21 protein-coding genes are annotated in these 19363 nt (G+C 71.4%); 12 read left to right on the forward strand and 9 right to left on the reverse strand.

Translation table 11 applies throughout. From position 1 onward, the window contains the following. Positions 1–45 precede the first annotated feature (45 nt). Positions 46–2283, reverse strand: coding sequence for a helicase-associated domain-containing protein (locus DV20_RS03375; RefSeq protein ID WP_043776344.1), 2238 nt, complete (start codon positions 2281–2283; stop codon positions 46–48). Positions 2284–2373: 90 nt separating this feature from the next. Here DV20_RS03375 and DV20_RS03380 point away from each other — a divergent pair, with 90 nt between their 5' ends. The 4 genes from DV20_RS03380 (at position 2374) to DV20_RS03395 (ending at position 5495) form a co-directional block, all read left to right on the forward strand. After that, positions 2374–2553 (forward strand): hypothetical protein, encoded by a 180-nt coding sequence (locus tag DV20_RS03380; protein ID WP_043776346.1) that lies wholly within the window; start codon positions 2374–2376, stop codon positions 2551–2553. A 104-nt stretch (positions 2554–2657) separates the two neighbouring features. After that, positions 2658–4046: an NAD-dependent malic enzyme gene (locus tag DV20_RS03385; protein ID WP_043776348.1), complete on the forward strand. Its 1389-nt coding sequence runs from the start codon at positions 2658–2660 to the stop codon at positions 4044–4046. A 61-nt stretch (positions 4047–4107) separates the two neighbouring features. Beyond that, on the forward strand, positions 4108–4578 hold the full coding sequence (gene moaC / locus DV20_RS03390) for a cyclic pyranopterin monophosphate synthase MoaC (RefSeq protein WP_043776349.1): 471 nt from the start codon (positions 4108–4110) through the stop codon (positions 4576–4578). Next, complete coding sequence (locus tag DV20_RS03395) at positions 4575–5495, forward strand: molybdenum cofactor biosynthesis protein MoaE (RefSeq protein WP_043776351.1); 921 nt, start codon at positions 4575–4577, stop codon at positions 5493–5495. The genes moaC and DV20_RS03395 overlap by 4 nt, the downstream gene beginning before the upstream one ends. Here DV20_RS03395 and DV20_RS03400 read toward each other — a convergent pair. Then, entirely contained in the window at positions 5482–5931 is a 450-nt protein-coding gene (locus tag DV20_RS03400; protein ID WP_043776352.1) for a nitroreductase/quinone reductase family protein, read from the reverse strand. The genes DV20_RS03395 and DV20_RS03400 overlap by 14 nt on opposite strands. Before the next feature lie 53 nt (positions 5932–5984). Between DV20_RS03400 and DV20_RS46350 the strand changes: the two genes are divergently transcribed. Further along, positions 5985–6440: a MarR family winged helix-turn-helix transcriptional regulator gene (locus DV20_RS46350; protein ID WP_160169696.1), complete on the forward strand. Its 456-nt coding sequence runs from the start codon at positions 5985–5987 to the stop codon at positions 6438–6440. Positions 6441–6555: 115 nt separating this feature from the next. Here DV20_RS46350 and DV20_RS47155 read toward each other — a convergent pair whose 3' ends face one another. The 3 genes from DV20_RS47155 to moaA form a co-directional block, all read right to left on the reverse strand. Next, on the reverse strand, positions 6556–7203 hold the full coding sequence (locus DV20_RS47155; protein ID WP_043776354.1) for a LysM peptidoglycan-binding domain-containing protein: 648 nt from the start codon (positions 7201–7203) through the stop codon (positions 6556–6558). 880 nt (positions 7204–8083) lie between these two features. Beyond that, positions 8084–8335: a MoaD/ThiS family protein gene (locus DV20_RS03415; RefSeq protein ID WP_043776478.1), complete on the reverse strand. Its 252-nt coding sequence runs from the start codon at positions 8333–8335 to the stop codon at positions 8084–8086. A 10-nt stretch (positions 8336–8345) separates the two neighbouring features. Further along, positions 8346–9353, reverse strand: coding sequence for a GTP 3',8-cyclase MoaA (gene moaA, locus DV20_RS03420; RefSeq protein ID WP_043776355.1), 1008 nt, complete (start codon positions 9351–9353; stop codon positions 8346–8348). Between the two features lie 137 nt (positions 9354–9490). On the opposite strand from moaA, the gene DV20_RS03425 reads away from it, so the two are divergent. Genes DV20_RS03425 through DV20_RS03445 form a run of 5 tightly spaced genes read left to right on the forward strand, consistent with a single transcriptional unit; the run spans position 9491 to position 13164 of the window. Beyond that, a complete protein-coding gene (locus DV20_RS03425; protein WP_043776357.1) occupies positions 9491–9970 on the forward strand; it encodes a MarR family transcriptional regulator in 480 nt (159 codons plus the stop codon). Positions 9971–10003: 33 nt separating this feature from the next. After that, on the forward strand, positions 10004–10408 hold the full coding sequence (locus DV20_RS03430; RefSeq protein WP_043776359.1) for a TOBE domain-containing protein: 405 nt from the start codon (positions 10004–10006) through the stop codon (positions 10406–10408). Between the two features lie 59 nt (positions 10409–10467). Next, the gene (gene modA / locus DV20_RS03435) at positions 10468–11274 is read left to right on the forward strand and encodes a molybdate ABC transporter substrate-binding protein (RefSeq protein ID WP_043776361.1); all 807 of its coding nucleotides are present in this window, start codon (positions 10468–10470) and stop codon (positions 11272–11274) included. A gap of 58 nt (positions 11275–11332) precedes the next feature. Next, positions 11333–12100, forward strand: coding sequence for an ABC transporter permease (locus tag DV20_RS03440; protein ID WP_043776363.1), 768 nt, complete (start codon positions 11333–11335; stop codon positions 12098–12100). Further along, positions 12097–13164 (forward strand): sulfate/molybdate ABC transporter ATP-binding protein, encoded by a 1068-nt coding sequence (locus DV20_RS03445; protein WP_043776365.1) that lies wholly within the window; start codon positions 12097–12099, stop codon positions 13162–13164. The genes DV20_RS03440 and DV20_RS03445 overlap by 4 nt, the downstream gene beginning before the upstream one ends. Before the next feature lies 1 nt (position 13165). On the opposite strand, the gene DV20_RS03450 is transcribed toward DV20_RS03445, so the two are convergent. Then, positions 13166–14938: a multicopper oxidase family protein gene (locus DV20_RS03450; RefSeq protein ID WP_051735780.1), complete on the reverse strand. Its 1773-nt coding sequence runs from the start codon at positions 14936–14938 to the stop codon at positions 13166–13168. A gap of 190 nt (positions 14939–15128) precedes the next feature. On the opposite strand from DV20_RS03450, the gene DV20_RS03455 reads away from it, so the two are divergent. Together DV20_RS03455 and DV20_RS03460 are read left to right on the forward strand one after the other, a co-directional pair. Next, positions 15129–15923: an HAD-IIA family hydrolase gene (locus DV20_RS03455; protein ID WP_043776367.1), complete on the forward strand. Its 795-nt coding sequence runs from the start codon at positions 15129–15131 to the stop codon at positions 15921–15923. 37 nt (positions 15924–15960) lie between these two features. Then, complete coding sequence (locus tag DV20_RS03460; protein ID WP_043776370.1) at positions 15961–16761, forward strand: metallophosphoesterase family protein; 801 nt, start codon at positions 15961–15963, stop codon at positions 16759–16761. Here the strand turns inward: DV20_RS03460 and DV20_RS03465 are convergent. From DV20_RS03465 to DV20_RS45415, 3 genes are read right to left on the reverse strand one after another with little or no spacing between them, the layout of a single operon-like run. Continuing rightward, positions 16758–17132: a YccF domain-containing protein gene (locus DV20_RS03465; RefSeq protein WP_043776371.1), complete on the reverse strand. Its 375-nt coding sequence runs from the start codon at positions 17130–17132 to the stop codon at positions 16758–16760. The genes DV20_RS03460 and DV20_RS03465 overlap by 4 nt on opposite strands. Then, a complete protein-coding gene (locus DV20_RS03470) occupies positions 17132–17878 on the reverse strand; it encodes a PhzF family phenazine biosynthesis protein (RefSeq protein ID WP_043776373.1) in 747 nt (248 codons plus the stop codon). Before DV20_RS03470 ends, DV20_RS03465 begins: the two co-directional genes overlap by 1 nt. Positions 17879–17925: 47 nt before the next feature. Next, positions 17926–19362, reverse strand: a complete 1437-nt coding sequence (locus tag DV20_RS45415) for a hypothetical protein (RefSeq protein WP_043776374.1) — start codon at positions 19360–19362, stop codon at positions 17926–17928. Between the last annotated feature and the right edge of the window lies 1 nt (position 19363).

Consider the following 19363-nt stretch of genomic DNA (forward strand, 5'->3'; position numbering starts at 1 on the left):
ACCACCGCTCCGGCGCGGCGCGGCGGAGGTTCACCGGATCCGGCGTCAGTCCTCCACGAGCGCGGCGGACGTGATCCGGTGGAGGGAGTACCGCTCGTTGTTCTCCCCTTCGAGGACCCCGCCGCCGACGCGCACGGGCCGCACCACGCGCTGGCTCGCCGTCCCCCGGGAGTCGACGAAGCCGATCCAAACCTCGCGGCGCTCCAGCGTCGCCCGGGACAGCAGTTCGAGCGTCGCCGACGTGTCCGCGCCGCCGCCCACCGGCGCCCGCACCGCCGAACCGCGGCGGCGGGCCGAAGCCGCGTCGCCCGCGCGGAGGTTGGAGACGATCCGGGCCGCCTGGTCTTCGGTCAGCACCGCCTGCTCGCCCGGGCTGCGGCGCGCCGCCCGCGCCTTCGCCGGCAGCCGGCGGCCGCCGGGCCGGATGTCGACCACCCGGCCGTCCGGGCCCTCCGCCGCCGGGGCGAATCCGGCGCCGCGCAGCGCGGCGAGGACGTCGTGCAGCGGGTCCGGGCTGATCACGACCGTCGGCGCGATCAGCCGCAGCGCGTGTTCCGCCGCGACCGGGTGGGCCAGCACCTCGGCCAGCAAGGCCTCGTCGTCGCACCGCAGGAACGACGCCGCGACGCCGCCGCGCAGCCGTCCGTGCCGGCGGGCGACGTCGTCGACCAGGTAGCTCAGCCCCTGCGGTACCGGGGTCGCGGACTTCGACTTGAACAGCGCGTGCAGCTCGTCGGCCGTGCGGCCGGTGTCCAGCGCGCGCCGCACCGACGCCTCGGTGATCCGGTAGACCGTCGCGTGCCCCGCCGACTCGACATCGGCGACGGCCGAGATTTCCGCCGCCAGTTCCGGTTCCAGCGGCCCGGGCGCGACGACCGTCAGGTCGGCCTGCAGCAGTACGCGGTCCACCGGCGCGGGCAGCGCGTCCAGGATCGCCTCGACCGCGCCCGGCCGGTCGTCGGCGAGCAGCGCGCGCGTCGCCGTCGTGACGCCGCCGAGCCCGACGATCCCCAGCGCGCTCGCCTCGGCCATGGTCCAGCGGACGGTTTCGTCCCGCAGCCGCCCGCCCCGCCTCGGCGCGCGCCAGGCCAGCACCGCGACGAGCTCGTCGACGCTCTTCACGCCGGCGCCGCGGGGCAGGTCGGCCAGCGTGGCGAGGACCCGCCGCCTGGCGACCGGCGCCAGCGGGCGGCGCAGGTCCTCCGACAGCGGCGCGATCGGCTTGTCCTTGGCGTCGCGGCCGCCGGCCATCCCCGGCAGGCGCGGCAGCTCCAGCCACGCTTGGGCGAGCGTCATCCACCGCTGCGCGGTCGGCGACGCGAGCCACGAGTCGGTCAGCGTCGTCGGCACCCACTCGGGCACGGTCGTCTCGCTGTCGGCGACGAGCCCGGCGCCCACGGCCAGCTCGGCCACCAGGATCGCCTGGGTGTCGTCGATCTCCAGGTCCTTGGCGAGCTTCTTCAGCTCCCGCACGCCGAGGCCGCCCGACTTGAGCACCGGCGGCGGCGCCGCCGACCACGCGCGCAGCAGCGCTTCGGTGTGGCGCAGGAACTCCATCGCCTCGCCGGCCGCCGCCTCGTCCAAAGTGGATGGCTGGTGCGGGTGGACCGGCAGCTCGGGCTCGGTGAGCGTGCCGGGCGCGAACACCCCGCCGCGCACGGCGATGCCGAGCTCGCGCGGCAGCTCGACGGTTTGGTCGTCGCGCCGCAGCAGCAGGCCCCGGGCGAGCAGCTTCTGCACCGGCGTCTCGGCCTTGCCGAGCGGGAGGTCGAGCCCGGCGTCGCGGGTGCGGCCGATCGGCGGCCCGGCGGCGAGGGCGGTCAGCACGCCGCGTTCGTCGTCGGGCAGTTCGGCGAGCCGCGCGTCGAGGTCCTCGTCGGCCAGTGCCGGCGAGGACGCGCCCAGCCCGGCGGGGAACGGCCCGAGGGCCTCCCGTGCGGCGGGCGGGACGCGCAGGGCGTCGTCCGGGCCCCAGGTCAGCGCCCGCGCGCGCAGGCACGCCAGCGGCTCGGTGATGTCGGTGCCGACGAGCTTCGCGACGTCCTCGACCGGCACGGGGTCGCGGTCCGCGCCGGCGAGCAGGCAGGCTTCGAGCACGGCCAGGGTGAAGGTGTCGAGGTCCTCGCAGGCGCGCGCGACCGAGCCCGGCGTGCCGGCCCGGGTGGCCAGCACGGTGCTGTCGGAGGGCGGGGGCGTGGACAGGTCGCGCCGCGTGCGGAGCAGCTCTGCGAGTGCGTCGTCGGACTCCGCACGCAGCCAGTCCGCCAAAGAGGTCGCGGGCATAGAAGACCAGGGTACCGGGCGGTTGCGCCGGGCCGCGCGGGCTCAGGCAGACTGTCTGCGTTAGCCGAAGACCGGTGGTGGGAGGACGTTGTGGCCAAGGGTGAGAAGAAGCACAAGGGCATCGACCCGACCTGGCCGGGCGAGGACGGCGAGCACCCCGTGACCGAGCTCGCGTCCGACCGCCAGGGCGCGCTGTCGCCGTTCGGCGACGTCACCTTCCCGCTCGACACGGTGCCCTACGTGCACCCCGAGACCGAGATCAATCGCTGATCGCATAGTTACTGGTCAGTACCGGTATCGGGCCCTCGTGAGGGCGGTCACGGGAGTAGGTTTCCACCCGTCCCAGCCCAGCTTTCCCACACGGGGGTAGTGCCATGCCGGTTCCCGGTCCCGGATATTCGATCACCGTCCGGGTGGAGGCCCCGTCCTCCGTCACCGCGGCCGGTGATCTGACCGCGGCCGTCGGGCGCGTCGGTGGCGTGCTGACCGCGTTCGACGTCGTCGAGTCCCACTCCGACTCGATCGTGGTCGACATCAGCGCCAACGCGCTGTCGGAGAACCACGCGAACGACATCACCCAGACGCTGGACTCGCTGCCGGGCGTCAAGGTCCGCAAGGTCTCCGACCGGACGTTCCTGATCCACCTCGGCGGCAAGATCGAGGTCACGCCGAAGGTCGCGCTCCGCAACCGTGACGACCTCTCCCGCGCCTACACCCCGGGCGTGGCCCGCGTCTGCCAGGCGATCGCCGCCAACCCCGAGGACGCGCGCCGGCTGACCATCAAGCGCAACACCGTCGCGGTGCTCACCGACGGGTCCGCGGTGCTCGGCCTCGGCAACATCGGCCCGGCCGCGGCGCTGCCGGTGATGGAGGGCAAGGCGGCGCTGTTCAAGAAGTTCGCCGACGTCGACGCGTGGCCGGTGTGCCTGGACACCCAGGACACCGAAGAGATCATCCTGATCGCCAAGGCGCTGGCCCCGGTGTACGCGGGCATCAACCTCGAGGACATCGCGGCCCCGCGCTGCTTCGAGATCGAGAAGCGCCTGCGCGAGCAGCTGGACATCCCGGTGTTCCACGACGACCAGCACGGCACGGCGATCGTGGTCGTCGCGGCGCTGCGCAACGCCCTGCGCGTGGTGGGCAAGAGCATCGAGGACTGCAAGATCGTGGTCAGCGGCGTCGGCGCGGCCGGGTCGGCGATCATCCGCCTCCTGCTGCAGAAGAACCCGGGCGACATCGTCGCGGCGGACATCGACGGCATCGTCCACTCCGCGCGCGGCAACCTCGACGACAACCTGGCCTGGATCGCGTCGCACACGAACAAGCAGCAGGTCAGCGGCACCCTGCACGAAGCACTGGCGGGCGCCGACGTGTTCATCGGCGTCTCGGCGCCCAACCTGTTCGGAGCCGAGCAGGTGGCGACGATGAACAAGGACGCGGTCGTCTTCGCACTGGCCAACCCGGACCCGGAGATCGACCCGCTGGAGGCCCAGAAGCACGCGGCGGTGGTCGCCACGGGCCGCAGCGACTTCCCGAACCAGATCAACAACGTCCTGGCGTTCCCGGGCGTGTTCCGCGGACTGCTGGACGCCAACGCCCACAACATCGACGACTCGATGCTCCTGGCCGCGGCCGACGCGATCGCGGACGTGGTCGACAACGGGAAGCTGAACGCCTCGTTCATCGTGCCGAGCGTGTTCGACAGCGCCGTGGCGCCGGCGGTCGCCGAGGCGGTCCGGAAGGCCGTGCTCGCGGAGCGCTGAGCCACGCGGCCGACCCGGAGGTCGTCGCCGCGAAGCGGTCGTGCGGAAGTAACCTCGGCGTGTGAGTGAACTCAGCCACGTCGACGAGACCGGCGCCGCCCGGATGGTCGACGTCTCCGGGAAGACCGCCTCCGCGCGCACCGCGGTCGCCGCCGGCACCGTGCGGACCACCGCCGAGGTGCTCCGGCTGCTGGCCACCGACGGCCTCCCCAAGGGCGATGCCCTCGCCACCGCGCGCATCGCCGGGATCATGGGCGCCAAGCGGGTGCCCGAGCTGATCCCGCTGTGCCACCAGATCGCGCTGTCCGGGGTCAAGGTCGAGTTCACCCTCGGCGAGGCCGAGGTCGGCATCCGCGCGACGGCGAAGACCACCGACGTCACCGGCGTCGAGATGGAGGCGCTGACCGCGGTGGCCGTCGCCGGGCTGACGCTGCACGACATGATCAAGGCCGTCGACCCGGCGGCGACGCTGGACGAGGTCCGCCTGCTCCGCAAGGACGGCGGCAAGACCGGAACCTGGGAGCGGCCGTGAAGCGCACCGCGCGCGTGATCGTGGCGTCCAACCGCGCCGCGAAGGGCGTCTACGAAGACAAGACTGGCCCGGTGATCGCCGCCTGGCTGGCCGACCGCGGGTACGACGTGCCGGCGCCCGTCGTCGTCGAAGACGGCGACCCGGTGGGCGCCGCGCTGCGGGCGGCGCTGGCCGACGGCGTCGCCGTGGTGCTCACCACGGGCGGCACCGGCATCTCGCCGACCGACCGCACCCCGGACGTCACCCGGGCGGTGCTGGACCACGAGCTGCCCGGCGTCGCGGACGCGATCCGCGCGGCCGGGCTGCCGAAGGTGCCGACGGCGGTGCTGTCGCGCGGCCTCGCGGGCGTGGCGGGCCGGACCCTGGTCGTGAACCTGCCGGGCTCCAGCGGCGGCGTCAAGGACGGCCTGGGCGTGCTGGACGGCATCCTCGAGCACGCCGTCGACCAGCTGGCAGGCGGCGACCACCCGCGCCCGGCCGCCGCCGCGCCTGAGGTGCGCGTGGCGCGGGCACTGGTGACCGAGGAGCCGCTGTCGGTCGAGGAGCACGCCCGCCTGGTCGAGGACGACGCGGCGGGCGCGGTGGTGACGTTCGCGGGGGTGGTCCGCGACCACGACGGCGGCAAGGGCGTCCGCGACCTGACCTACGAGGGCCACCCGAGCGCGGGCCAGGTGATCGCCGAGGTCGTCGCGGACCTGTCGGCGCGCTGGACCGGCGTCCGCGCGGTGGCCGTGAGCCACCGGCTGGGTGCGCTGGCGATCGGCGACGTCGCCCTGGCGTGCGCGGTGGCGGCGGAGCACCGCGGGCAGGCGTTCTCGGCGTGCTTGGAGCTCGTGGACGAGGTCAAGGCGCGGCTGCCGGTGTGGAAGCACCAGCACTTCACCGACGGCTCGGACGAGTGGGTCAACTCGCCGTGATCCGGAACGCCGCGACCCGGGAGGCGGCCGCGGCGAACTCGTCCGGGTCCGGGCCGGTGACCAGGCCCAGCCGGACGAACATGGGCACGCCGTGCGGCACCTCGCGCGGGAAGGCGCGCAGCACCCGCTCGCGGAGCCGGTCGTCGGTGACTTCGGTGAGCGTGACGGCCTGCTTCTCGCGCCCGTAGGCGAGCTCGCCCCGGCCGGCGGCGCGGACGTTGCGCGCCCAATCGCCGTCCGGTAGCCCGGCGATGACGTACCGGTGGCCGTCGACGGTCAGCGGGGAGACCGGAGTGGGCCGTGGAACGCCCGAGCGGCGGCCGGGGACGGTCAGGACGTGCACGGTGCCCAGACGCAGCCCCAGGCGCGTCAGGAGGCGGATGAGGCGGTTGGCGGGGCGGAGCCAGCGCGGCAGCGCCTGACGGGTGCTCGGCACGGCAAATCCTTTCGACGATCGAAATACTTGCTGGCCAAGGTAGACTCTTTCGAGTGTCGAAGCAATCACTGGTCACCGAGGCGACCCACGCGGCAGCGGCGTTCGGCGCGGCGAACGACGTGGTGGACGAGGCCGCCGCGGCGGCGTTCGGCGTGAACCGCACGGACCTGCGCATCATCGGCCTGGTCGCGGCGGCGGGAAGCCTGACGGCGGGCCGGCTGGCCACGGAGGCGAACCTCAGTCCGGCCGCGACCACGACGGCGATCCAGCGCCTGACGAACGCGGGCCACCTGACGCGTCGCACGGACGCGGACGACCGGCGCCGGGCGGTGGTGGAGCTGACGCCCACGGCGGCGGAGCTGCTGGAGGAGGTCTACGGGCCCATCGAGCGGGCCGGGCGCGCGCTGCTGGCGGAGTACACGCCGGAGCAGCTGGAGCTGGTGATCGAGGTGCTGCGGAAGGGCGAGCGGATGCAGCTCGCGGAGGCGGAGCGGATCCGGGCGCGCTGACGGCGCCGGATCGGCCGCGGAAACGCGTGAAGGGCTCCCACCGCCCGGGGGATCGGCGGTGGGAGCCCTGTCAGGTCACGGCTCGAGACCGGACTCGCGCATCACTGCGTGATCGTCACTTGGTGGCGATCTTCTGCCCGACGAGGATCAGGTCCGCGTTCGGGATGTACTTCGCGTTCAGGTCCTGCAGCTTCTGGTAGCCGCCCTGGACGTTGAACTGCTTGGCGATCTTGGACAGGGTGTCGCCCGCCACGACGGTGTAGTCACCGGCCGGGTTGGAGCTGCTGACACCGGTCGCCGTCGCCGCGGGAGCCGCCGGGGCCGCCGCCGCCTTCTTGGGGGCGGTCGCGGTCGTGCTCTTCTTCGGGGTCACCTTCTTGGTGGTCTTGCCGGTGGCCTTGGGGGCAGCCGAACCGCTGCCGCCCTTCTTGCCACAGACCGGCCACGCGCCGATGCCCTGGCCCTGCAGGACGCGCTCGGCCACGGCGATCTGCTCCTCGCGGGAAGCGTTCGCCGCACTGCCGGTGCCGCCGTAGGCCTTCCACGTGCTCTGCGAGAACTGCAGGCCGCCGTAGTAGCCGTTGCCGGTGTTGGTGTTCCAGTTGCCGCTGCTCTCGCACTGCGCGATGGCGTCCCAGTTGGTCGCCGACGCGGGGGTCGCGGCGATCGCGAGGGGGGCGCCGACCGCGATGCCCGCGATGGCGACGCGAGCGACGGTGCGGGTGGCGGCGGACATCTTGCGGTGCTTGCCTCGGTAAGACATTTGGATGCTTCTCGGTTTCCCAGCGCCTACGAACCGATGTGAGGGTCAGGATCGGGGTCCTGCGCCGGCCATCCCAGGCCGGCAGGCGAGTCCGACGCACAACGCGTCTTCGTCGTCCCCTCGTCCCTGTCCGGAAATGCTTTCGCTCGGGGTATGGGTCCGGGGATCCGTTGGACAGGGCTAGGCGCTACGGATTCCCGGTCTTGCTTCGGTCGGTCGGGGCCAACCGAAAAGCGACGGTACGTAACGATCGCCGTGATCGGAAATTATTCGGGGCGTGACCTACGTCACAGTAACGGCTCGCAACCTCGGTCGATACCACTGTTTGTGCAGGTCAGAGGGCCGTTATCTGCCCGTTTCCTACCCGAGATAAAACACGGATCGTGAGGCTTGCATCACGTGTTCGGCGTCGCGAATGGGCCGTTCGCGACGCCCGGATCGCGATTGGGGCGCGCATCTTATGGGCCTCCGGGGCGCGGCGCCAGACTTGACAATCCTGCCCCAGTTGCCTCAAGAGTCACAGTAGTCCCACCTGTTCGTGGGGTTTCCGGCCACGGTCGGAGCGAGGCCTGCCGCCGGCTTTGCGCTTGGGCGCCGACGCAGGGCGACGGACCAGGTGAAACAGGTCACCGGACGGGTGGCGACCGGTCGCGATCAGCTTCTCGCGAACAGCCGGAATCGGTGACGCGCCACGCCGAGGGCCCGGAACGCCCGTCGCCGAGCGGTCGGCCTCCGTACCCGAGCGGTCGCCGTTCTACAGGCAGAACGAACTCGCGTGCCTACTCCGGACGGAGCAACTCCCTGACCGTGTCGACCCTTCGATCACGCGTGTCGACTGCTCGATCACGCGAGTCGACCCTTCGAAGAGGCGAGCGGGTCGTCAGCCGCCGGCGAAGGGCGGGAGGACGTCGAGTTCGGCGCCGTCGCGCAGGGGGCGGGTGAGGTCGCGGACCGCGATGCCGTCCAGCAGGTAGCTGACCGCGTCCAGGATGCGGGGCAGGCCTTCCGGGTGGAGGCGACGCAGTTCGGCGACCGCGTCGGCGACCGATGCCCCGGCCGGGAGCTGCACCTTCTCCTCTTCCACGCCCGCCGCGGCCCGCGCCGCCGCGAAGTACCGCACCACGATGGTCACCGTCGCCACCTCAACCGCCGATCGCGCTCATCGGCCGGATCGGCTGCGCGAACCCGGCGTCGTTGATCTCGTGCCCGGCCAGCTTGCCCCACATCGTCGCCCGCCAGGCGTCCGCCACCTCCTCATCGCGCGCGCCCGCGCGCACGAGGGACCGCAGATCCGTCTCGTCGTTGCTGAACAGGCAGGAGCGCACCGCGCCGTCCGCGGTCAGCCGCGTCCGCTCGCAGGCCGAGCAGAACGGCCGGGTGACCGACGCGATCACGCCGACGTCGCCCGGGCCACCGTCGACCAGCCAGCGCTCGGCCGGCGCGCCGCCTCGCGAGCCCGGGTACGGCGTCAAGGTGAACGCCGAGCCCAGCATCTCCAGGATCTCGGCCGCGGTGATCATCTCGCCGCGGTTCCAGCCGTGCTGGGCGTCCAGCGGCATCTGCTCGATGAACCGCAGGTGGTAGCCCTGCTCGAGGCAGAACTTCAGCAGCGGCACGGCTTCGGTCTCGTTGAGCCCGCGGATCAGCACGGCGTTGACCTTCACCGGCGCCATCCCGGCGTCGCGCGCCGCGGCGAGGCCGGCGATCACATGCGAGAGCCGGTCGCGGCGGGTGATCGTCTTGAACAGTTCGGGGTCGACGGTGTCGAGCGAGACGTTGATCCGGTTCAGCCCGGCCGCCGCGAGCCCGGCCGCGCGCTTGGCGAGCCCGATCCCGTTGGTGGTCATGGACAACCGCGGCCGCGGCGACAACGCCGTGATCTGCGCGACGAGGTCCTCGAGGCCCGGCCGCAGCAGCGGTTCCCCGCCGGTGAGCCGGATGTCGGTGACGCCGAGCATCTCGACGGCGATCCGCATCAGCCGGACCAGTTCGTCGTCGGTCAGCACCTGCTCGCCCGGCATCCAGTCGAGGCCTTCCGCGGGCATGCAGTAGGTGCAGCGCAGGTTGCACCGGTCGGTCAGGGAAACCCGCAGATCGGTGGCCACCCGGCCGAAGGTGTCGATGAGATGGGGGTTCTCGGGCCGGGGCACGCGAGATGATCCTCGTGTACCGGGGACGCGAGGAAACCCGAGATCCACTGCTGTCATTACGCACAGAGTAGCTCTCCGAACGCCCGCTGGGATACTTTGCGTAGTAAGTGGTTCAGTGAGCGAACTAACGAGGGCCTGTGACGGAAAAGACTTACCCGGTCACCGAAGAGGAACTCTTCCGCTTCGCGGAACTGGGCCGCCAGGGCAGCACGTTCACCGTCCTGCGGCACGCCCGGATCGCCGAGCGGATGGGCCTGTCCGGCACCGACCACAAGACGTTCGACCTGCTGATCCAGGCCGACGGGCCGCTCACCGCCGGCCGGATCGCCGGGCTCACCGGCCTGTCCACCGGCGCGGTCACCGGCGTCATCGACCGGCTCGAGAAGGTCGGGCTGGTCCGCCGCGTGCGCGACCCCGAGGACCGCCGCAAGGTCCTCGTCGAGGTGGTGCCGGGCGCGGCCGAACGCTTCGCCCCGCTCTTCGAGTCGGCCTTCGAGACCCTCCGGGACCTGCTCGCGCGGTTCTCCCCGGCGGAGCGAAAAGTGATCGAGCGTTATCAGAACGTCATGCTCGACGAGCTGCGCGCCGAAGTCATGGGGAACGCGCGCCCCGCGTAGCTTTTCCTCAACTGCGGAGATAACGTCTCCGGCATGCCGCAATTTCGGTTGTCCGAGGCCGCGCGCCTGCTCGGGGTCAGCGACGACACCGTCCGGAGGTGGGTGCGCGCGGGGCAGCTGACCACGACCGACGACGCCGCCGGCCGCAAGGTGGTCGACGGCGCCCAGTTGGCCGGGTTCGCCCGCGCGCAGGCCGCCGCGCCCGACGACCCGTCGGCGGTCGGCCGATCCGCCCGCAATAGGTTCGTGGGGCTGGTCACCGAGGTCATCGCCGACAAGGTGATGGCCCAGGTCGAACTGCAGTGCGGGGCGCACCGCGTGGTGTCCCTGATGAGTACCGAAGCCGTCCGCGAGCTGGGCCTGCGCCCGGGGGTGCTCGCGGTCGCGGTCGTCAAGGCGACCACTGTTGTGGTGGAGACACCGGAAGGAAATCGATGAAGAACCTTGCTTTTCGGGGGTCCGGGTGGCGGAGCCCCCGGCCCGGGACGAAGTCCCGGATGTCACAGCTCGCTCTCGCCGTGGCCGCAGTCGCCCTGTTCGCGGGCGCGTGCAGCAGCTCGGACGAGCCCAGCACGCAGCCCGGCGCGTCGGTCACCGCGCCCGCGCCCAAGGGGGCCGCGAAGACCGGTGGCGGCACGCTGACCGTGTTCGCCGCCGCGTCGCTCACCGAGTCGTTCACCGCACTCGGCAAGGCGTTCGAAGCCCAGCACCCCGGCGTCACCGTGAAGTTCAGCTTCGCCGGCTCGTCCGGGCTGGTCCAGCAGCTCGACAACGGCGCCAAGGCCGACGTCTTCGCCTCGGCCGACCAGGCCACCATGGACAAGGCCGTCCAGGGCGGCGTGATCGACGGCCAGGCCGCCGTGTTCGCCACGAACAAGCTGGCCATCGCCGTGGCGCCGGGCAACCCGAAGAACATCAGGTCCTTCGCCGACCTGAACAAGCCCGGCCTGACCGTGATCACCTGCGCGCCGCAGGTGCCGTGCGGCGCGGCGGCGAAGAAGGTCGAGACCGCCACCGGCGTCACGCTCAAGCCGAAGAGCGAAGAGCAGGACGTCAAGCAGGTGCTGAACAAGGTCGCCTCCGGTGACGCCGACGCGGGCCTGGTCTACGTCACCGACACGACGTCGGCCGCGGGCAAGGTCGAGAAGGTCGACTTCCCCGAGGCGGCCCAGGCGGTCAACAGCTACCCGATCGCCGCGGTCAAGGGCGGCCAGGCGGACCTGGCCCGGCAGTTCGAGCAGTTCGTGCTCGGCGCCCAGGGCAAGGACGAGCTGACGAAGGCCGGGTTCGGTTCTGCGCAGTAGGCGTTCCGCGAGTGGCCGGCGGGGTGCCGCCCCCGCCGGCCACTCGCGCGTCCCCTGGGTGCTGGGGGTGCCGGCCGCGCTCGCGCTGGCGCTCGTGGTTCTGCCGGTCGTCGGGCTGCTGGTCCGAACGGACCTGACCCGGCTGCCCGCGCTGATCGTCTCGCCGTCGTCGCTGCACGCGCTGCGGCTGTCGCTGGTCACCGCCGGGCTGTCCACAGTGGCCTGCGTGCTGCTCGGCGTGCCGCTGGCCGTCGTGCTGGCCCGGGCGCGGTTCCCCGGCGTCCGGCTGCTGCGTTCGATCGTGCTGCTGCCCCTGGTCCTGCCGCCGGTCGTCGGTGGTCTCGCCCTGCTCTACCTGCTCGGCCGCAAGGGCTTCCTCGGCGCGTTGATCACCGCGCTGACCGGGGAATCCGTCCCGTTCACCACGGCGGCCGTCGTCATCGCGCAGACGTTCGTCGCGATGCCGTTCCTCGTCGTCAGCCTCGAAGGCGCGCTGCGCGGCTCCGGCGACCGCTACGAGCAGGTCGCCGCGACGCTCGGCGCGCGCCCGTGGACGGTGTTCCGCCGGGTCACGCTGCCCCTGCTGCTGCCCGCGCTCGGCTCCGGAGTCGTCCTCAGCTTCGCCCGCGCGCTCGGCGAGTTCGGCGCCACCATCACCTTCGCGGGCAGTCTCGAAGACGTCACCCGCACGCTGCCGCTCGAGGTCTACACGCAGGCCGAAGTGGACATCGACAGCGCGGTGGCGCTCGCGCTGCTGCTCATCGCCGTGGCGGTCGTCGTGATCGCCGTCGCGCGGCCGCGCTCGTGGGAAGGCGGCCTCCGGTGAGCCTCGCCGCCCGGATCACCGCCGCGCGCGGCTCGTTCTCCCTGGACGTCGAGCTCGCCGTGCCCGCCGGGCACGTGCTGGCGCTGCTCGGCCCGAACGGCTCGGGCAAGTCGACGGTCCTGGGCTGCCTGGCCGGGCTGATCGCGCCGGCGTCGGCGGAGATCACGGTGGCCGGCCGGGCGCTGGCCGGCGTCCCGCCGCACCGCCGTGGCATCGGGCTGCTCTCCCAGGACGCGCTGCTCTTCCCGCACCTTTCGGCGGCGGACAACGTCGCCTTCTCGCCGCGCTCGATCGGCGCCGGCCGCCGCGCCGCCCGGGAGCGTGCCTTCTACTGGCTGGCCGAAGTGGACGCCGTCCCGCTGGCCGACCGGCGGCCGGGACAGCTGTCCGGCGGCCAGGCCCAGCGCGTCGCGATCGCCAGGGCGCTGGCCGCCGAGCCGGAGTTGCTGCTGCTCGACGAGCCCTTCGCCGCCCTCGACGTCGACGCCGCACCGGCGATCCGAGGCCTGCTGCGGCGGGTGCTCAAGACCGGGCCGACGACCGTGCTCGTCACCCACGACCCGCTGGACGCGCTCGCGCTGGCCGACCACGTCGCGGTGATGAACGACGGCCGGATCGTCGAACGCGGCCCGACCCGTGACGTGCTGTCGGCGCCGCGGACGGCGTTCACCGCGCGGATCGCCGGCCTCAACCTGGTCGCCGGCACCGCGGTGGCGGAGGGGCTGCGGACGGCGTCCGGCGAGGTGGTCAGCGGCCTCCCGGCGGCCGACGTGGTGCCGGGGGAGCCCGCGGTGGCGGTGTTCCCGCCGAACGCCGTCGCGGTCTACGCCCGTGACGGCGAGCACCGCGGCAGCCCGCGCAACACGACCGGCGCGGTCGTCGCGGCCCTGGAGCCGCACGGGCCGGTGATTCGCGTCCGCGCCGAGGGCGGCGGCTGGGCCCACGGCCTCACCGCCGACCTCACCCCGGCCGCCGTCGCCGAGCTGGCGCTGGAGCCGGGCTCGGCGGTGACGCTGTCGGTGAAGGCCGCGACCGTGGCGATCCACCCGGCCGCGGCCTCCTGACTCACTCTTCGTGGTGGTGGCCGCCCGGGTGGACGTGGAACTTCGCCACCGCCGGCGGGTGCACGACGAACGGCCGCATCATGCCCTCGTCCTCGTGGTCGAGGATGTGGCAGTGGTACATGAACTCGCCGGTGCCGCCACCGAACTGCCCGGCGACGCTCACCCACTGGCCGGGGTTCACGATGATCGTGTCCTTCCAGCCTTCCTCGTACTCCTCCAGCGGGACGTCGGTGAAGCCGTCGATCGGCGCCGTCGTCCGCTCGGTGGCCTGGTCGAACGTCGTCGTGAAGCGCCGCCGGAACAGGGCCTGGAACTCGGTCAGGTGGATGTGGATCGGGTGCGAAGGGCCGCCGTTCGCGACGTGCAGGATGTTCCACACCGCCCAGCGGTCGTGGTCGATGAAGACGCCGGTGGTGTCGTCGAAGAGCCTGCCGATCATCCGAAACGTCTTCAGGCCGCCGTTCGGGTCCTGGACCTGGATGATCCCCTCGCCGCCGGGGTCGGCCTCGACCTGCTCGAGGTCCCACATCTCCGGGTGGCCCGCCTTGTTGAGCAGCAGCGCGACCCAGACGTGGTCGTGGTCCTCCGGCAGCGTCGTGCCGTGCTGCACCCGGACGTACGACGTCGAGATCTTCTCCGGCAGCGTGAACGGGTCGTGCTTGGTCCCGCCGTCCACCCGGAACTCCACCAGGTCCGGCTCGACCACGCCCAGCCGCGGGTCGGCGTTGCGCAGCTTGAGCTTCTGCCCCTGGAAGCGGCTGAAGTCGATGAGGACGTCGAACCGCTCGGCCGGGGCGACGGTCAGCCCGCCGGTGGGCAGCGGCGCCGGCGCGGGCAGCAGGCCGCCGTCGGTGCCGATCAGGCGGACGGCGTCGTTGACTCCGACGTTGTTCTCGTCGACCAGGTTCAGCGTGTAGAACCGCGAGTTGGCCGCGTTGAGCAGCCGGAAGCGGTACCACCGCGCGTCGACGTCGAGGTGCGGCCAGATCATGCCGTTGACCAGGTTGAACGGGCCCGTGAACGGGATTGCCGGGCCGGTCGGCGGGATGAACGGGAACTTGAAGAGCAGCTGCCCGGTGAGCGCGCCGGTCGCCGGGTCGACGTCCAGGTTCCGGTCGGTGATGATCAGCGGGATCTCGTGGTCGCCGTGCGGCAGGCCGAGGGCGTCCTCCTCGTCGTCGCGGATCAGGTACATCCCCGCCAGGCCCGTGTGGACGTTGAAGCGGGTGATCGCCATGGCGTGGTCGTGGTACCAGAGCGGCATCGCCGGTTGGCGGTTTTGGTACTCGGCCAGCTGGGACGTCCCCTTCAGGCCGGCGTTGTGCGCCCAGCCGTCGTTGCCCGCGTTGGTGCGCGCGCCGTGGAGGTGGACGACCGTCCACGACGGCAGGTCGGCGACGCCGTCGACGATCGAGTAGTCCGGCTTGTCCAGTTCGCGGCCAGGGCGGCTGGTGGGTGCGTCGCCGAGCGGCCCCTGAACGGCCACGAGCGGGAACTCGCCGTCGATTTCGTTCGACCACGAAATCCGCAGCTGCTTGCCGCTGCGCACTTCGATCGTCGGACCCGGGAAATGCCCCGCGTACGTCCACAAAGTACTTTCGGGCAATTCCGAGTGCAGCCGCTGGTGCTGCACGACCATCGGAATGGTGATCGTTTCCCGGCCGCGTGGGCGGAACACGGGAGGAATGCGCAACGGGTCGAGGAACTTGGTGAGTCCCCAGTTCGGCGCGGTGATCGGCTCGGCGGTCGCCGGGCGCTCGATGATTTCGGTCATGATTCTCCCCCTTCGGTGCGGGGGCAGGAAGAACTGCGCGGCGGCGCGCACGGCGCCGACGTCGAAAAGTATTCCCCCGAACCCCCTCGGTGACCGGGTGCGCGACTCCCCTCGCGATACCGGCAATTCCAATGGTAGCCCTTTTCGGCGTATCACGCAGGTGTCTCGCGCGCGTGATAGGTTTCGCACCATGAGCGAACGCCGGTGGACGTACCTCTCCGACATGGACGGCGTCCTGGTGAAGGAGGAGCACCTCGTCCCGGGGGCCGACGAGTTCCTCGCCGAGCTGAAGGCGAACGGCATCGACTTCCTGGTGCTGACGAACAACTCGATCTACACCCCGCGCGACCTGCGGGCGCGGCTCGAGCGTACCGGGCTCGACATCCCCGAGGAGTCGATCTGGACCTCGGCGCTGGCGACCGCGAAGTTCCTCTCGTCGCAGCGGCCGAACGGCTCGGCGTACGTCATCGGCGAAGCGGGCCTGACGACGGCGCTGCACGAAGTCGGCTACGTGCTGACCGAGCGTGACCCCGACTACGTCGTGCTGGGCGAGACCCGCACGTACAGCTTCAGCGCCATCACGCGCGCGATCCGGCTGATCGAGGGCGGCGCGAAGTTCATCGCGACGAACCCCGACGCGACCGGCCCCAGCCTGGAGGGCTCGATGCCGGCCACCGGGTCCGTCGCGGCGCTGATCGAGAAGGCCACCGGGCGTTCGCCGTACTACGTCGGCAAGCCGAACCCGCTGATGATGCGCTCGGCGCTGCGCCGGCTCGGCGCGCACTCGGAGTCGACCCTGATGATCGGCGACCGGATGGACACCGACGTGCACTCGGGCATCGAGGCCGGGCTGCAGACCATCCTGGTGCTCACCGGCATATCCACCCCGGAGTCGGCCGAACGCTATCCGTACCGGCCCACGATGGTGATCGACTCGGTCGCTGACCTGATCGGGCGGACCCTGGACCCGTTCGGCGAAGGCTGAGCACCGGCCGGGCGGCGAAAGGGCATATCGTCAGCTGATGAGCAAGTCGACGTACGTGGTCGGCGACGTCCACGGGCACCGTGACGAACTCGCCGACGCGCTGAGATCCGAAGGCCTGGTCGACGAGGAGAACAACTGGTCCGGCGGCGAGGACCAGCTGTGGTTCCTCGGCGACTTCGTCGACCGCGGCCCGGACGGCGTCGGCGCGATCGACCTGGTCATGCGGCTCGAAGCGCAGGCGGCCGAGGCCGGCGGCCAGGTGCAGACGCTGCTGGGCAACCACGAGATCCTCGCGCTGGGGATGTACCACTTCGGCGACGAGCCGGTGCCGTCCGACTTCGGCCCGCGCAGCTTCGCCCGCAGCTGGGAGATCAACGGCGGCCTGCTGTCGGACCAGGACCGGCTGACCCCGGAGCACATCGAGTGGCTGACCGCGCGCCCGCTGGCCGCCGTCGCCGCCGATCACCTGCTGCTGCACTCCGACACGCTGGAGTACCTCGACTGGGGCTCGTCGATCGACGAGATCAACGAGGCGGCTCGCGACATCCTCGAAGGCAGCGACATCGAGGCGTGGTGGGACGTCTGGCGCCGGATGACGACGCGTTACGCGTTCCGCGGCCCGGACGGCGAGGAGAACGCCCAGAAGCTGATGGACGCCCTCGGCGGGTCGCGGATCGTGCACGGGCACAGCGTGATCGCCGACCAGCTGGGCATCCACCCGACGCAGATCGAGGGCCCGTTCCTGTACGCGGGCGGCAAGGCCCTCGGTGTCGACGGCGGCCTGTTCGTCGGCGGGCCGTGCCTGGTGGTCGAGCTGCCGTTCGCGCCGGAGTCCTAGGCGATCTCGACGATCTCCTTGCCGAGCGGCACGAGCGACACCGGGATGAGCTTGAAGTTCGCGATGCCGAGCGGGATGCCGACGATCGTGACGCAGAGCGCGATGCCGGTGAACACGTGCCCGAGCGCCAGCCACCACCCGGCGAAGACGAACCAGACGACGTTCCCGACGCACGACGCGGCGCCCGCGTCCCGCCGGTCGACGACCGTGCGCCCGAACGGCCAGAACGCGTAGCGCGCGATCCGGAACGACGCCAGCCCGAACGGGATGGTGACGATCAGGATGCAGCAGATGACGCCGGCGATGAGGTAGCCGACGGCCATCCAGAAGCCGCACAGGACGAGCCAGATGATGTTCAGCAGGGTGCGCATCAGACGTGCAGCTCCCCGCTCAGGACGGTGACGGCCTGGCCGGCGAGGTGGACGCGGTCGCCGTCCTGGCGGGTCCGGACGAGGCCGCCGCGGGCCGAGGCCTGCTCGCCGGTCAGTTCGGTGTGGCGGAGCTTTTCGGACCAGTAGGGCGAGAGGATGCAGTGGGCGGAGCCGGTGACGGGGTCTTCGTCGATGCCGACGCCGGGGGCGAAGAAGCGGCTGACGTAGTCGGTCTTGTCGCCTTGCGCGGTGACCAGCAGCCGGCCGGTCCAGGTGTGCTTGAGCTGTTCGAGGTCCGGCTCGAGGGCACGGACGGTCTCCGCGTCTTTCACGACGGCGAAGAGGTTCTCGACGCCGCGGCCGGTGTACTCGATGTCGACGCCGGGGAGGATGCCGGACAGGTCGTCGTCGGTGGGCTGTGGCGGGTCGGACGGGAAATCCAGCTCGACCCAGCCGTTTTCGGCCTTGGCGCGCAGTTCGCCGCTCTTGGTGGTGTAGACCTGCTCGCCGCCGAGAACGTGCGTGACGGCGAGGGTGGCGTGCCCGCAGAGGGCAACCTCGACGGCGGGGGTGAACCACCGGAGCAACTTCGTCTTGCTGACGTGGAAAGCCGTCTCGGCGTGCTTCATCTCGGCGGCGACGGCCTGCATCCAGGACTCGTCGGCGGGTTCGTCCAGGAGGACGACCCCGGCGGAGTTCCCGGCGAAGGCGCGATCAGTGAAGGCGTCGACGATGAAGAAGCGCATGCCACCAATGTAGCTGTGGTTATTCGGGTTTCCCTCGGGTCTGTCCCTTAGGTGGTCTCCCCGATGGTCGGCTTCACGACCTTTTCGCCGTCCGGCCCCCGTTCGGGCTTGAGGTCGAAGACCTCGTCGTCGACGGCGTACTTGTTCTTGTGCTCTTTGTCGTCTTCCTTCTTTTTCCCGGCTGCTCCGGGCGCGGCCCCACCAGGGGTGTTGGCTTTACCCTTGGCGGCGGCGGCCGCGGTGGCCCCACGTTCGAGCCGTTCACCGGTTTTGCCGCCGGTCTTCCCCCCTTCGGCGGGCGACTCCTTGGGAGCGGCGCCGGCACTGCCGGACACGCGCGCGCCGGCGAACCCGCCGCCGGACCGTCCGACGCCTTTGTTCCGGACGGTATCGCCACCACCGGAGGAGGTACCACCGGCGGTCGTCCCGGGCATCGCGAGCCCATCAGGCGTCACGCGGCCGAAGGTGCTCGCGGCGGGGGCGGCGCGGAAGTTGGTGTTGCCGCTGAAGGTGCCGGTGCCGCTGCTGGTGCCCGGTGGGACGTAGCCGGGTGGGGTGGTGGCGGGCGGGTTGGGGCCGGTTCCTCCCTGGCCGCCGGGTCCGCCAGGTCCCACGAAGGTGCCTGTTGTGCCACCGGGCCCGGTCCCGCCGACGGTGGGGGTCCCGGTGAACCCGGTGCCGCCGGTGCCGTGGAACCCGCTCACCGAGGTGGAGTCACCCTGCCCAAGCTGAGGCGGCGGGGTGTAGGTGGGCTGCGTGCTGGCGGTTTCGTGGTAGGTGGAGTCAAGGCCCTGAAGGACTTGAACGGCCTGCTGATGAGCGGCATCGGCCTGCTGCTGCTTGGCGGCGACGTTGTTCATGGTCTGCGTCGCCCCGACGACGTCACCCGCCTGGTACTGCTGGGTGGCCTTGGTGATCTCGGCCTGCTGGTTGAACCCGGTAGGTTCAGGCATGTTCTTCTGCGCATAATCAGCCGCGGCCGCTTGTTGCGAATAGCGGTTGGAGCTGAGCTGAGCGGCATTCGCGGTGTCGGCGGTGTAGGTGGCGGTGCTCTGGAAGAAACCGTGCGCCTTCGCGGCGCCGTCGCCCTGCCACTGGATTTCGCTCGAGTTGACGGCGTCGTTCGCCGCGTTGGAGACGTCGGCCAGCCAGTTGCCCAGTTTGTTGGCGACTCGGCCGCGATCGTCGAGGTCGCCGGGGTTCATGTTCTCGTGAACCATGCTGTAGAGGTCTTCATGCGAGCTGGCGGCGTAGTTCTGACCCGGCGCCGGCGCGTCACCTCGGGTGGCCTGGTTCTGGAGCAGCACCTTGCCCTGCTCCACCGAGTACTGAGCGGCCTGGTTCTGCGTCTGCGGCGTGACCCCCTCACGGGCGTCGCCCTGGTCCTCGGCGCCGAAGTGATGCACGTTCTGCTGCAGCTTTTGCTGCGTCTGGGCGTAGAAATCGCCTTCGTATTGGCGATGTTCCGCGTGCTCGTGCGCCATG

It is taken from the genome of Amycolatopsis rifamycinica (genome assembly GCF_000695625.1).
GTDB classification, from domain to species: domain Bacteria; phylum Actinomycetota; class Actinomycetes; order Mycobacteriales; family Pseudonocardiaceae; genus Amycolatopsis; species Amycolatopsis rifamycinica.

Excerpts from the sequence above, each read along its gene's own strand:
- DV20_RS03470 (WP_043776373.1), bottom strand. The coding sequence starts at position 17,878 with ATGCGCTTCTTCATCGTCGACGCCTTCACTGATCGCGCCTTCGCCGGG.
- modA (WP_043776361.1), top strand. The coding sequence starts at position 10,468 with ATGTCACAGCTCGCTCTCGCCGTGGCCGCAGTCGCCCTGTTCGCGGGC.
- DV20_RS03385 (WP_043776348.1), top strand. The coding sequence starts at position 2,658 with ATGCCGGTTCCCGGTCCCGGATATTCGATCACCGTCCGGGTGGAGGCC.
- DV20_RS03450 (WP_051735780.1), bottom strand. The coding sequence starts at position 14,938 with ATGACCGAAATCATCGAGCGCCCGGCGACCGCCGAGCCGATCACCGCG.
- DV20_RS45415 (WP_043776374.1), bottom strand. The coding sequence starts at position 19,362 with ATGGCGCACGAGCACGCGGAACATCGCCAATACGAAGGCGATTTCTAC.
- DV20_RS03460 (WP_043776370.1), top strand. The coding sequence starts at position 15,961 with ATGAGCAAGTCGACGTACGTGGTCGGCGACGTCCACGGGCACCGTGAC.
- DV20_RS47155 (WP_043776354.1), bottom strand. The coding sequence starts at position 7,203 with ATGTCTTACCGAGGCAAGCACCGCAAGATGTCCGCCGCCACCCGCACC.
- DV20_RS03375 (WP_043776344.1), bottom strand. The coding sequence starts at position 2,283 with ATGCCCGCGACCTCTTTGGCGGACTGGCTGCGTGCGGAGTCCGACGAC.
- DV20_RS03455 (WP_043776367.1), top strand. The coding sequence starts at position 15,129 with ATGAGCGAACGCCGGTGGACGTACCTCTCCGACATGGACGGCGTCCTG.
- DV20_RS03465 (WP_043776371.1), bottom strand. The coding sequence starts at position 17,132 with ATGCGCACCCTGCTGAACATCATCTGGCTCGTCCTGTGCGGCTTCTGG.
- DV20_RS03430 (WP_043776359.1), top strand. The coding sequence starts at position 10,004 with ATGCCGCAATTTCGGTTGTCCGAGGCCGCGCGCCTGCTCGGGGTCAGC.